The sequence below is a fragment of the Bdellovibrio bacteriovorus genome, assembly GCF_001592735.1.
Classification (GTDB): Bacteria; Bdellovibrionota; Bdellovibrionia; order Bdellovibrionales; family Bdellovibrionaceae; genus Bdellovibrio; species Bdellovibrio bacteriovorus_D.
In genome coordinates this window covers 159814-171680 of sequence record NZ_LUKE01000003.1, presented here as the reverse complement: position 1 = coordinate 171680, position 11867 = coordinate 159814, and the positions used below count along the sequence as shown (strand labels likewise).

General features: G+C 44.7%; 14 protein-coding genes. 8 read left to right on the top strand and 6 right to left on the bottom strand.

The window, feature by feature from the left end; translation table 11 throughout:
• Positions 1–4 precede the first annotated feature (4 nt).
• Positions 5–613 carry an SRPBCC family protein gene (locus tag AZI86_RS13250; RefSeq protein ID WP_061835679.1) on the bottom strand — a complete coding sequence of 203 codons (609 nt, stop codon included), beginning with the start codon at positions 611–613 and terminating at the stop codon, positions 5–7.
• Positions 614–793: 180 nt separating this feature from the next.
• Positions 794–1099 carry a helix-turn-helix domain-containing protein gene (locus tag AZI86_RS13245; RefSeq protein ID WP_157684710.1) on the bottom strand — a complete coding sequence of 102 codons (306 nt, stop codon included), beginning with the start codon at positions 1097–1099 and terminating at the stop codon, positions 794–796.
• Positions 1100–1297: 198 nt separating this feature from the next.
• Here AZI86_RS13245 and AZI86_RS13240 point away from each other — a divergent pair, with 198 nt between their 5' ends.
• On the top strand, positions 1298–1942 hold the full coding sequence (locus AZI86_RS13240) for a GNAT family N-acetyltransferase (RefSeq protein ID WP_061835677.1): 645 nt from the start codon (positions 1298–1300) through the stop codon (positions 1940–1942).
• 51 nt (positions 1943–1993) lie between these two features.
• Positions 1994–3232, top strand: a complete 1239-nt coding sequence (locus tag AZI86_RS13235; protein ID WP_061835676.1) for a DEAD/DEAH box helicase — start codon at positions 1994–1996, stop codon at positions 3230–3232.
• Positions 3233–3234: 2 nt separating this feature from the next.
• Here AZI86_RS13235 and AZI86_RS13230 read toward each other — a convergent pair whose 3' ends face one another.
• The 4 genes from AZI86_RS13230 to AZI86_RS13215 all read right to left on the bottom strand — a co-directional run bounded on the left by AZI86_RS13230 (position 3235) and on the right by AZI86_RS13215 (position 5130).
• Positions 3235–3651: a PDZ domain-containing protein gene (locus AZI86_RS13230; RefSeq protein WP_157684709.1), complete on the bottom strand. Its 417-nt coding sequence runs from the start codon at positions 3649–3651 to the stop codon at positions 3235–3237.
• A gap of 76 nt (positions 3652–3727) precedes the next feature.
• The gene (locus tag AZI86_RS13225) at positions 3728–4210 is read right to left on the bottom strand and encodes a GNAT family N-acetyltransferase (RefSeq protein ID WP_061835674.1); all 483 of its coding nucleotides are present in this window, start codon (positions 4208–4210) and stop codon (positions 3728–3730) included.
• A 22-nt stretch (positions 4211–4232) separates the two neighbouring features.
• A complete protein-coding gene (locus tag AZI86_RS19250; protein WP_061835673.1) occupies positions 4233–4439 on the bottom strand; it encodes a hypothetical protein in 207 nt (68 codons plus the stop codon).
• A gap of 100 nt (positions 4440–4539) precedes the next feature.
• Complete coding sequence (locus AZI86_RS13215) at positions 4540–5130, bottom strand: DUF3011 domain-containing protein (protein WP_157684708.1); 591 nt, start codon at positions 5128–5130, stop codon at positions 4540–4542.
• Between the two features lie 200 nt (positions 5131–5330).
• On the opposite strand from AZI86_RS13215, the gene AZI86_RS13210 reads away from it, so the two are divergent.
• From AZI86_RS13210 to AZI86_RS19040, 6 genes are all read left to right on the top strand, one after another.
• Positions 5331–6320 carry a hypothetical protein gene (locus AZI86_RS13210; RefSeq protein WP_061835671.1) on the top strand — a complete coding sequence of 330 codons (990 nt, stop codon included), beginning with the start codon at positions 5331–5333 and terminating at the stop codon, positions 6318–6320.
• A gap of 31 nt (positions 6321–6351) precedes the next feature.
• Positions 6352–7044 (top strand): Crp/Fnr family transcriptional regulator, encoded by a 693-nt coding sequence (locus tag AZI86_RS13205; RefSeq protein ID WP_061835670.1) that lies wholly within the window; start codon positions 6352–6354, stop codon positions 7042–7044.
• Between the two features lie 112 nt (positions 7045–7156).
• Positions 7157–9430, top strand: coding sequence for a heavy metal translocating P-type ATPase (locus AZI86_RS13200; protein ID WP_081111931.1), 2274 nt, complete (start codon positions 7157–7159; stop codon positions 9428–9430).
• Complete coding sequence (gene ccoS / locus AZI86_RS13195; protein WP_061835669.1) at positions 9427–9582, top strand: cbb3-type cytochrome oxidase assembly protein CcoS; 156 nt, start codon at positions 9427–9429, stop codon at positions 9580–9582. Before AZI86_RS13200 ends, ccoS begins: the two co-directional genes overlap by 4 nt.
• Positions 9583–9656: 74 nt before the next feature.
• Positions 9657–11702: a cytochrome-c oxidase, cbb3-type subunit I gene (gene ccoN, locus AZI86_RS13190; protein WP_437340137.1), complete on the top strand. Its 2046-nt coding sequence runs from the start codon at positions 9657–9659 to the stop codon at positions 11700–11702.
• Positions 11702–11866, top strand: coding sequence for a cbb3-type cytochrome oxidase subunit 3 (locus AZI86_RS19040; RefSeq protein WP_081111930.1), 165 nt, complete (start codon positions 11702–11704; stop codon positions 11864–11866). The genes ccoN and AZI86_RS19040 overlap by 1 nt, the downstream gene beginning before the upstream one ends.
• Position 11867 lies beyond the last annotated feature (1 nt).

Below are 11867 nucleotides of genomic sequence, written 5' to 3'. Positions count from 1 at the left end.
TTCCTTAGTGCTTTGTTTCTTCTAAATCTTCTTCACGACCACTGGGCTGACCTTCGGTGGTCGGCACACTGCCCGTTTCACAAAATGCTTTTAGACGTTGCAGGTTTTTCTTTGACGTGACTTCCGCATCTTTACCGAAAATTTTTTCAAACTTCCCGGCAATTTCTCCTAACATATTTTCATAGGCGACCATCAGACGCACAATCGTGCCACGATCTGCAGGTGCGGGGAGCAATTCGATCGCGATGGTATAATCAAATCCCGCCTTATCTTCCGCTTTCCAGACTAGGCTGTTGTTGCTTTGATCAAACTGAACATTCATCGGAACAGAAAAAGAATCGTGAGATGAAAATCCCTCCGACGGAATGCCTTGAAAATACCACTGTGCCTTCCCCTCTCCGGCGGTTTCCACTTTTTTTAAGCTTTCAAAAAATTGCGGGAAGTTTTCGACATTCCGTAAAAGGTCAAAAACCTCAGACACTGTTTTTTTGTAGATGGTGGCACTAAGAGGCCTGCGACCCGAGCCCTCTTCTGGAAAATATTTCGCCGCTAAGGCGCTGCTTTGATTTTTTAGGTTTTCATTTTTTGAGTGAGAAATTCGTGTGGTTTCCATGCTCATCCTTTCCATAGTGAGAAGCAATCTTCTTCACCATGGAGGGATTTCAAACCGAAGCCAAGACTTCAAGAAAAACTTTGCAGAAAACCAATGATCATTAAATCAATTTGGATTTTTTTAAAACACGCCAGCCTGCCGCTCTCTTGATGAGAGACATACTTTCTGGCAATTTTTATTTTAGTTCCAGATGATAGGACTTTTTTGAAGTTCCTTAATTGATTTGGTGACGACCGCCTTTTTCCATTTTTCAGCGGACTCTTTTTCAGCCACATCCATCTGGTAAGCAACAAACAGTTCTTGAACCTTATCCTCGGGTACATCAAAAACCTTACAGAACTTAATCAAAAAATGAATAGGTGGTTTCATCACTCCGCGCTCTATATTTGAAATCGCTTGGGTTGAAATTCCCATTTGATCGGCCATTTCACTCTGTCTCCAAGCTTTAGCCTGTCGACACTCTTTGATGAATTGCACTAGTTGCATAGAAACCTCTTTCCTAAACAGTGTTAATTTTATTTCGAACCACATATTTACTCTCTAATCTTCCACCATTGAATGTTTATTGAGTATTGTTACCGGTATATAATTGAATCCATTATTTTAAGGTTTATTTTACGCATCCTCATAACAAGAAACTTTGTTGACTTGAAGTGGACGCGGGATAAATTGTCTGCAGACACTATGAGCATGACACTTTATTATCACTATAAAAACAAACCCTACAAATTTCTCGGCATCGCCAAACACAGTGAGACGCTTGAAGATCTCGTGGTCTATGAAACGCGTTATCCAAACGAGCTGGCGACGCTGTGGGTTCGTCCTCGGGAAATCTTTGAAAGTGAGATTGAGTTTGAAGGCAAAATGACGCCTCGATTTAGAAAAGCGCGGATCCAGATCACTCCGACTTCCTTTATCGACACCCAAGCAAAAGAAACCATCGCAAAACTTTGCCGCAAAATTTTCGGTGATTTCGATCCTGTCCGATTTGACGAAAAAATGAAAAGCGCCAAAGCCGAACTCTTGGTCGCTACAGTCGACGGAAAGCTTGCTGGCTTTAAGCTGGGATATGAACTCAGTGGGGAGATCTTTTATAGCTGGCTTGGTGGCGTTTTGCCCGAATATCGCGGGGTCGGAATTGCCAGTGAGCTGATCAAAACTCAACACCAATGGTGCCTTAAGCAAGGATATCAAATCCTGCAGACCAAGACCCAAAATCACTTCCGGGAGATGTTCATTTTGAACTTAAAACATGGTTTTGAGGTGATAGGGACGGAAAACTCCTCGACTAAAGGCCTTAAAATCATTCTGCAGAAGAGACTTTCGTAAATAACAATAATCTTTGACAAAAATGGCTCTGGAGCCGATAAACGGCGCATCATGAAATTTGAAAAATTCCACCTTTCTGAAGACCTTTTACGCAACCTTGAAGGCCTTGGCTTCTTCCGTACCACCGACATCCAATACAAAGCCATCCCCTCGATCTTAAAAGGCGAAGACGTTTTAGCCATCGCCCAAACGGGCACGGGAAAAACCGCGGCCTTCGCGATTCCGATTGTGAATAACATCCACAGCAATAAAGCGAGCAAAAGAGTTTTAGGCATCAAGTGCTTAGTCATGGTCCCCACGCGTGAGCTGGCCCAACAAATCGGCGACGTTTTTAATTCTTTAGCCAAACACACCAAGGTGAAAGCCTTTGCTCTTTTTGGGGGCGTGGAACAAGATCGCCAAATCACCAAACTTCAAGATGGCATCGATATTTTAATCACCACCCCAGGGCGGATGTTTGATTTGATCAGCCAAGGGTTCATTCACCTAAGATCCGTAGAGACCTTGGTTTTAGATGAAGCCGATCATATGTTGGATCTTGGTTTTATCGAAGATATTGAGTCCATCAAAAGAAAACTGCCCCATCACCATCAAACTTTGTTTTTTTCGGCCACGATCAATGCAGAAATCAAGAAGCTTGCCTATTCGCAAGTTCGCAGCAATGCCATTCGCATCCAGATTTCCCCCGAAGATCCGGTTTCAAAAAACGTATCGCACTTTACCATGTCGATGGAAATGGATGACAAACGTTTCTTCTTAGTCGAATACCTAAAACAAAATCCCGAGGGAAAGTTTATCATCTTTGTGCGCACCCGTGTTCGCGCCGAACGCGTGGCTAAAGTATTAGAGCGTTCTGAAATCGCCAGCATGACTTTGCACGGAGAAAAAGATCAAACAGATCGTGATGAGGTCATGAAGGCCTTCCGTGCCGGAAAATGCCAGATCCTCATCGCAACGGACGTGAGCGCTCGTGGTATTGACGTGCCCAATGTGACCCACGTGATTAATTACGATCTTCCAGAAAAACCAGAAAACTATGTTCACCGCATCGGTCGTACCGGTCGTGGTTTTAACAAAGGTATCGCGGTTTCTTTCTGCGCACCTGAAGAAAAAGAATTACTTAAAGACATCGAAGAACTTTTAGGTAAAAAAATCGAAGTGCTTAAAGTCAGCACTGTTGATTACAAAGCCATCACGGCAGAGCCTCCTAAAGAGATGAGCTTTGCCGAAATGATCGAGTTTGAAGAAAACTTGATTGCTCAAGCTAAACGCAAAAAGAAGAAAAAATAGATCTAATTTTTCGCCTGTAAAATAATATTCTTTCCGTTTCGGCGCACCAAGAGCTTATTAAAATCTAATGCGCTGATACGGTTTGGGATATTAACGGCGTCTTCCATGGTTTGAATCGGGCGACCGTCAATACTTAACAAAGTATCGCCGGACTTTATCCCCGCTCTGGAATAAATCGTTTTTGGATAAACTTCCGCCACGCGGTATTCATAAAATTGCGGATTGTCCTTGCGCGGAACTAGAGAAACACGCACATCAGTGCCGAGACCCGCCGGCGGGGGTGTTGGCATCTTAGCGTTATTAAATCGGCCCGATGAAGAGTCTTTGGAAGTTTCAATCGCCTTACCATCACGATACGTCGTCGTTACACACCCTGAAAGAATCATTATTGCTGTTAATAACAAAAGACGTCTTGTCATAGGTAAATTACATGCTAAAAAATCCGACCTTGCAAGTTTTCTGCATATTGTTAATGGCGAAAATCATTAGATTTGATTAGAGCTTCGTGATTTCAAAGATATCTAGGCCGTTTTCTTGGCGCATCCATGAAAACCCGAGCTTTAAAAGAACTTTCTTGGAGGCCTCATTGAGCGGATCCGTCGTCGCGGTGAGTTTTGAAAATCCTAGAGCATGAAAAGCATAATCCACTAGCAAGCGACTTCCTTCGGTGGTGTAACCCTTGCCCCAATGTCGACGCACAATCATAAATCCTAACTCGGGAGTTTCGGTTTTTGTTTTTAACAACATAAACCAACCAACAAAGTCAGCATCGTCTTTAAGCTCTAAGGCCCAAACACCCAACGGCGCCCGCTCCGTTTCTTTTTCAATCAAAGACTGTAAGCGAGAGGCGGTTTGTTCTGCTGATAAAGCCACCCTTAAGGAGGTGAACTTCATGACTTCCGCGTCTGATTCAAGTTCGCGTAAGTTTTCAAAATCATGGGCCGTAAAACGGCGTAAACGCAGGCGAGCCGATTCCATCGATAAAGCATATCTAAAAAGATTATTTAAGAGAATCCAAAACTCGCGCGGCCGGAATAAAATGTTTTTCGTGTGGCAAAAGCCCCCCAAGTTCTTCATCGAAATGGGGTAAAAAAAGAGAATACACGTCCACGGATTCGTCTTGCTGATGAAACAAGTTTTTAACTCCGTCAATGTCTTGCAAGACCACGTCGGTTTCTTCAATTTTTATTTCTTTAAACTGCCCCACAAAAATGCCTCCGCAAACCTCATTCTATCAATGCTTAAAAAAAAAAAAACCCGCCTCTTCCAAGGCGGGTTGAAACACATACAGAAATATTTTTATTTAACTAACGATAGTAAACGCGAAATGTCGCTTCACAACCACGATCCACCCACACGCTTTGGCGATCAAAGCCATAGGTCTGGCCTCTTACACACGCGGCCCGTGAATGCTGGCGCTCTACCTCGACAGACCCGATGAAGCCCGCACGAACTCCACAGCGGTTAAAGCCATAGTTTTGGCTGCCACAACGAATTAAGTCAGCATAAGGCGGACGAGGACCGGGGCCAGGTCCTGGGGGATAACCGGGGCCGGGCCCAGGACGACCTTCGCTGCGAATCGTAACGACGAACTCGGCACGACAGCCACTTTGAACCCAAATATAATCACGATCATATCCCCAAGTATTTCCGGGGTTGCAAGCCGCACTTGAAAGTTGGCGAGAAACGCGTGCATTTAAAATATACCCACCCACGCCACAAGATGCGGGGCGACGATCATTGCTTTCACAACGAATCACGCGAGTTTCTTCGCGATCTCCGGGCCAGGGTCTGCCGGGACCGGGACCACCTGGTCGACCAGGGCCGGGTCGCCAATCTTGAGCGAAAGCTCCGAGTGACAACATCATTGTAGCGGCCATTAAAATTAATGATTTCATTTTTCCCCCGATGGTTTTGTTCATGTTCATGATCGACTCAAGGATCACTGAAGCACCAAAGCAACGGGCGTACCAATTTTACGAATTTCTTCCATATTTTAAATAATCACAATATTTCGCAATCTTGCGCGATCTCGTTAAAGTATTTTTTAATACTTAAAGTAGTGACAAAACGATCCTGCCTCAAGCAATATGACCCCATGTTGCGCCCAGGACGCTTTCGTCATCGTCTTTTAGAGACCTCATTTTTAAAACAACACGCCTCTGAAATTCATCATGCGCTTCATCCTTTTTTAGCGATGTGGAAACAACGGGAGCTTAAAGATTTCGAAATAGCGTCTGTGTATATTCTGATTTTCTCCTTCTTTCGCAGGCCCGCTGATTTTTTAGGCGGACCGCATAGTGATTTTAAATTTGATCCCCAAGAACAAGGAATCCGCGGTCGCAAGGTTATTGAAATTTTGCGCGCACACTTACCGCCGCACTTGAACGATCGAAAAGTCCTCAACCGCTTAGACACCGAAAACTATTTCGTCGAAGAGTTTTGCTCCTTAAGCTGGCGCTCCATCCCCCTTTCTGTCCCACGCTCTTTACGCGCGTGGGAACGTGGACTTTATCCACTGGAACTTCTGACCTCTGTTCCAACTCCCGAACACGTCTTAGAAATGCAGTGCCAAGGTCAACGCTGTGTCAGTATGCTGACCGAACTTGAGGAAATTGAAAATTTCGTTGAAGAAGGTCGCGATGTTTTAGGCTTTATCGTGCATGATCTTATTCACGCCGATCACTTTTTTGCCGACCCTGCGCGCGCCCAAGCCCAGGTTCTTTTCTGCCAAAAACTGCGTCACGTCTACACCCTGCCGCAAATTCAGAATCTGCTTCACACAGACCCCGTTTTTCGCTCTGAATTTTATTATATAATGTCGGATATGAACTCCGTTCCATTGCACCTTTTAAAGACCTTAAAAGCGATTATTTTGGGACACTTTAAGCGCCATCGTGAGGCCGACTTCAAGGCCCCCCTGGGCGCGGTGGAGGAACGGGAATTCTTAGATTTATTTCAAGTTTCCTTGAAGCCCTGGGCTTTAGATAAAGCTTCCTGGGAGGCGGCTTTGCGTTTAAACACCCCTTCGTCTAGGCTTCCGGAAGACGCCCTGCTACTTGATGTTGCTCTGAATAAGTTTCCATGACGAATGCGGACTCTTCTGCTAAGATGACAGTATGAGTTTGAAACGTGAATGCCATCCCCAAGATACATCTTCCTGCGCAAATTGCGAATCTCGCGAGGACAGTCTTTTATGCTCAACGCCGGAAGTTTTAGGGCTGGTAGAAAAAGCCCGCACCGTGTGCCGCTTTAAAGCGGGTCAGATGATCTTTTATGCTGGTAACGACCCCCTAGGCCTTTTCACGATTCAGTCAGGACTTGTAAAGCTGGAGGTCACCTCACCCAATGGGGCCGCTCACACTCTTCGGATGGTGGGGCCTGGCGGAGTATTAGGTTATCGTTCTTTATTTGCCAACGAGCCTTATCACGCGACAGCTGTTGCGGTGAAAGATTGTGAGCTTTGTTTTATCTCAAAAACAGATATTCTAGAAATCTTTAGATCTCATCCCGACCTCACGATGAAACTTTTAAACCACTTATCTAAAGACCTGCGCCAAGCGGAAGAAAAGTGGATGGATCAAATGGATAAAGGGGCTTCTGAGCGTATCGCCGAAGCTGTTTTATTTTTAAACGAACACTTCCATCAACAAAACTGGACACGTCGAGAAATCGCGCAATGGGCGGGAACCACACCGGAAACCGTTATTCGTACCTTGGCTCAATTTGAAAAAGAAGGTCTGATTGACCAGACAGATGGAAGAAACATTCGTATCATTCAAAAAGATCGTTTACGAGACAGAGCAAGCTAAAGTGCAACCCCTCCACCGGCTAGGTGGATTTCTTCATCCCCCCTCCTAGACATGATCACGATCATGTCACGAAACAAGTCACATCGACATAATCATATCCAAGGAAGTGATTATGTCCTCAACCCAAACACTACAGCTCTGCTTACACTGCGGCACCCCTTCAAGTGGCGAATACTGCTGCAATGCTTGTAAGATTCTAGCGGCCGACTGGGGCCCGGTGCCTGTTTTAGGAAAGGATCAAAATCCTTACGCGTATTTAGATCAACCCGAATTTCGTGATCTTTATCAGCACTCTAAAAACTCATCGGAAGAATGCTACGTGATTTTTGCGGAAGGCCTGCACTGCACTTCTTGCGTGCATCTCTTAGAAAAACTTCCAAGCTATATGCCCGAGGTGCAATCCGCTCGCGTGAATTTTTCTCAGAGCAGTGTGGTCGTACATTTAAAACCCGGAGCATCGCTAGCTCAAGTGGCGCATGTCGTGGAAGAACTGGGTTACCGGCCGTCATTTGTTTCACCCCAAGAAGATATCAGCGGTAAATTTCAAAGTGAAAATCGCACTATCATCAAACGCATTGCCGTGGCGGGTTTTTGCGCCGGAAACACCATGCTTTTTGTGATCCCGGTGTACGCTGGCCTCACAGGAACTTGGGCGCATATTTTTAATTTTTTAAGCTTTTTATTGTTCTTACCCATTTTATTTTACAGCGCCGTTCCTTTTTACAAAGGCGCTTGGACTGCGATTAAATACCAAACAGTGAATGTGGATTTACCCATCACTTTGGCAATGCTTTCCGGTTTTACTTTATCAACTTTCAATTTACTGCACGGTGAAGGTCATATTTATTATGATAGCACGGCCAGCTTTATGTTTTTTATTCTGTCGGCAAGATTTCTGCTTAAACGTGTTCAACAGAATTATCTGGCACCCTTAAAAATTCGTTCATTTTTTAAAGATCAAAAGTTCCTAAAAAAGAACCTTTCTGCCTGGGAAGCCGTGCCCGCCAACTCATTACACCAAGACGACATACTTAAAATCACTCGCGGCCAAACGATTCCCGCTGAAGCAGAACTTTTAAGCAGCTTTGCTAATGTGGATATGTCCCTTTTCAACGGCGAATCACTGCCTCGCACATTCTCTCATGGCATGAAGCTTTTTGCCGGCACTCAAGTCCTTGATCGCGATATTGAAGTAAAACTCTTAGGGACTTTTTCCGAAAGTCGTCTAGGAAAACTTTTAAAAGAGCTTGATGAAGGGGCTTTAGTAAAAAGTCCTTTTATCGCGCTCACCGATCGTTTAGCCCAGCAGCTTATTATGGTGGTCTTTACGCTCGCCATCGGGTTTTTCATTTTTTATGCCTTTATTGATATGCAAGAGGCTTTCAACCGCTCGTTAGCTTTAGTGGTTTTAGCCTGCCCGTGCGCGCTGGCCTTTGGCTCACCTTTAACTTACGGCTTAGCTCTTAAGAAGGCACAAAAAAAAGGGATTCTGCTTAAAGACGCTAGTTCCCTAGAAAAAATCCTGCAACTTAAGCACGTCTTTTTTGATAAAACCGGAACTTTAACGGAAGGTCAGCTCAAACTTGCTTATTCAGAGCCTGCCGTCATCCCCGCGGATTTGCAAAAAATCATTCTTAGCCTAGAGGCCCCATCGTATCACCCGGTGGCTTTTGCGATTCGTAGCGCCTGGAATCATCCGCAAGATCTTTACCCCATTGTGGCTGAAGAGATCTTAGGTCGCGGAGTGCGTGGAACCTGGCTAGGATCTTTTTACGAAATCCGTCACCTTTCAGACACCGTTCATGAATCTGAACTGGCTATTGAAGTGATTAAAGATGGCCTAAGTCAATGTCGTCTTTATTTTTCAGATGCTCTTCGTCCCGAAGCTCAAAAGCTCATTGAGACCTTACAACACAAAGATATTCAGTGCCACCTTTTATCTGGCGACAAAAAATCCCGCGTATTTGACGTTAGCGAAAAATGCGGCATCCCTGCCGATCAAGTTTCCGCAGAACTTTTTCCAGAAGATAAAAAAGACTATGTCGAAAAATTTAAAAATACTTGCATGATCGGTGATGGTGCCAATGACAGCCTCAGCTTGAAAGCAGCGGATGTCGGCATTGCGGTGAAAGGCAGCGTGGATTTAAGCCTGCACAGCGCGGATATCTATTTTACCCGCGGAGGACTGACTCCGTTTTTAGATCTCTTAAAACTTTCAAAACAAACGCAAAATGTTTTGATTCGCAACTTAAGCATTTCATTAATTTACAATCTGGTTGGTGGAGTTTTGGCTTTGATGGGATTTATCAATCCCATGATGGCCGCGATCTTAATGCCGATCAGCTCTGCACTTATTATTTTGTCATCACTCTGGGGGTTTCGATGAATATCATGACCCTGATGATTCCGATGGCATTGCTCTTAGGTGTGGGTTTTGTGGTCGCCTTTTTTTGGGCGACCTCTCAAGGACAGTTTGATGACCTTGAAACCCCCGCCCACCGAATTTTGAAAGATGATAACGAAAGGAAACACTTGTGAAAAATCCATCCGGATCTTTGATTGAAAACATTTTTTATGACGACGATATAGTTAAGAAATTCGTCCTGGCGACCATGATTTGGGCCGGGGCCGCGTTTCTTTTTGGTTTGATTGCCGCAATTCAGCTGGCCTTCTGGCCGATGAATTTAAACTTGGAATGGGTGACCTTTGGTCGTTTGCGTCCCCTGCACACCAATGCCGCCATCTTTGCGTTTGCGGGCAACGCGATCTTTGCCGGGATTTATCATTCTTCGCAAAGACTTTTAAAAACGCGCATGTTTTCAGACACCTTATCCCGCATTCACTTCTGGGGTTGGCAACTTATCATCGTGGCCGCCGCCATCACTTTACCACTTGGTTATACTCAATCCAAAGAATACGCGGAACTTGAATGGCCGATTGATATCGCAATCACTTTGATTTGGGTGGTGTTCGCGGTGAATTTCTTTATGACGATCCGCAACCGCCGTGAAAAACATCTTTACGTGGCCTTGTGGTTTTATATCGCCACCATCATCACGGTCGCCGTTTTACATATCGTAAACTCCATTGAGATTCCGGTGTCCTTCTTACAATCTTATCCGGTTTATGCTGGCATCCAAGACGCCATGGTCCAATGGTGGTACGGACATAATGCCGTCGCATTTTTCTTAACCACCCCGTTTTTGGGTTTGATGTACTACTATGTACCCAAAGCAGCCAACCGCCCGGTTTACTCTTACCGTCTTTCGATTATTCACTTTTGGGCTTTGGTGTTTATTTATATCTGGGCCGGGCCCCATCATTTACTTTACACGTCTTTGCCGGACTGGGCGCAAACTTTAGGGATGATTTTTTCTTTGATGTTGTGGGCGCCATCTTGGGGTGGGATGATCAATGGTCTTTTAACTTTAAAAGGTTCTTGGCACTTATTACGTACCGAACCGTTGATTAAGTTTTTCGTCGCCGCCCTCACTTTTTACGGCATGGCGACGTTCGAAGGTCCCCTTCTTTCGATCAAATCTGTGTCAGCCCTAGGTCACTACACCGATTGGATTGTAGGTCACGTTCATTCGGGTGCTTTAGGTTGGAATGGATTTTTAACTTTCGGGATGATTTACTTCTTAGTTCCTCGTCTGTGGAATACAACTTTATATTCTAAAAAACTTTTAGAGAACCATTTCTGGATCGGTTTAACGGGGATTTTATTTTATTACATCTCGATGGTCGTGGCAGGTATCACTCAAGGGATGATGTGGAGAGCGATTGATAAAGACGGAAACCTAGTTTATCCGGACTTTATTGAAACTGTCGTTCGCATCGTGCCGTTATACTGGGTGCGTGCTTTAGGTGGATTGCTCTTTATCATCGGTTTCTTGTTAATGTGTTACAACATTTACATGACCATCCGCTTAGCGCCAAAAGCGGTTCCCGAAAAATCTGTCAACGTGTCTCGCACGGGTTACGACGAACAAAATGCGGGCTCTCATCGTAAACTTGAAGGCATGGGCTTTGTATTTAGCGTCCTTGCTTTCTTAGCGATCTTGGTGGGCTCGGTGATTGAAATTTATCCGACTCTGTCTATGCATAAATATGTCAATCCAAACCAAATCACTGACCCTTACACCCCCTTAGAGCTTGCGGGCCGGGATGTCTATTTAAAAGAAGGCTGCTATGTCTGTCACTCACAACAAATCCGCCCGATCGTCTCTGAAGTATTACGTTACGGAAAAGCGTCCACCATCGAAGAGTCGATGTATGACCGTCCTTTCCAATGGGGATCAAAACGCACCGGACCTGATTTAGCTCGCGTCGGCAAAAAATATCCGAACTTATGGCATCTGAATCACATGATAGATCCCCGTTCGGTCACACCAAAAAGCATTATGCCAAACTATCCGTGGCTCTTAGAAAAAAATACGGATTTTATCGTGCTTCGTAAAAAATTATCGGTGATGAAATACTTGGGCGTTCCCTATGACGATGAAGTCGTGGCCAACGCCGATATTCACGCCCAAAAACAAGCTCAAGAAATTGCCGCCGATTTAGAAGCCAATGGTGCCGCTAAGGGCTTAGCAAAAAAAGAAATCGTAGCACTGATCGCTTACCTTCAAGCCTTGGGTCAGAAAGGGAAACAATAATGAAACAAGAAGCTTTAAAATATTTTACGGACACTTATCTGACTGCCATAGGGCTAGTGATATTCTTTGGTTTTTTTGTAGGTGTATGTTTGTGGGTGTACCGCAAACACAGCGCTGGGCATTATGCCCGCATGACACATTTACCTTTAAGTGAAGGAGAATAAT

Bases quoted from the DNA above. Each gene is read 5' to 3' on its own strand.
- AZI86_RS13250 (WP_061835679.1), bottom strand. From the start codon at position 613: ATGGAAACCACACGAATTTCTCACTCAAAAAATGAAAACCTAAAAAAT.
- AZI86_RS13245 (WP_157684710.1), bottom strand. From the start codon at position 1,099: ATGCAACTAGTGCAATTCATCAAAGAGTGTCGACAGGCTAAAGCTTGG.
- AZI86_RS13240 (WP_061835677.1), top strand. From the start codon at position 1,298: ATGAGCATGACACTTTATTATCACTATAAAAACAAACCCTACAAATTT.
- AZI86_RS13235 (WP_061835676.1), top strand. From the start codon at position 1,994: ATGAAATTTGAAAAATTCCACCTTTCTGAAGACCTTTTACGCAACCTT.
- AZI86_RS13230 (WP_157684709.1), bottom strand. From the start codon at position 3,651: ATGACAAGACGTCTTTTGTTATTAACAGCAATAATGATTCTTTCAGGG.
- AZI86_RS13225 (WP_061835674.1), bottom strand. From the start codon at position 4,210: ATGGAATCGGCTCGCCTGCGTTTACGCCGTTTTACGGCCCATGATTTT.
- AZI86_RS13215 (WP_157684708.1), bottom strand. From the start codon at position 5,130: ATGAAATCATTAATTTTAATGGCCGCTACAATGATGTTGTCACTCGGA.
- AZI86_RS13210 (WP_061835671.1), top strand. From the start codon at position 5,331: ATGTTGCGCCCAGGACGCTTTCGTCATCGTCTTTTAGAGACCTCATTT.
- AZI86_RS13205 (WP_061835670.1), top strand. From the start codon at position 6,352: ATGAGTTTGAAACGTGAATGCCATCCCCAAGATACATCTTCCTGCGCA.
- AZI86_RS13200 (WP_081111931.1), top strand. From the start codon at position 7,157: ATGTCCTCAACCCAAACACTACAGCTCTGCTTACACTGCGGCACCCCT.
- ccoS (WP_061835669.1), top strand. From the start codon at position 9,427: ATGAATATCATGACCCTGATGATTCCGATGGCATTGCTCTTAGGTGTG.
- ccoN (WP_437340137.1), top strand. From the start codon at position 9,657: ATGATTTGGGCCGGGGCCGCGTTTCTTTTTGGTTTGATTGCCGCAATT.
- AZI86_RS19040 (WP_081111930.1), top strand. From the start codon at position 11,702: ATGAAACAAGAAGCTTTAAAATATTTTACGGACACTTATCTGACTGCC.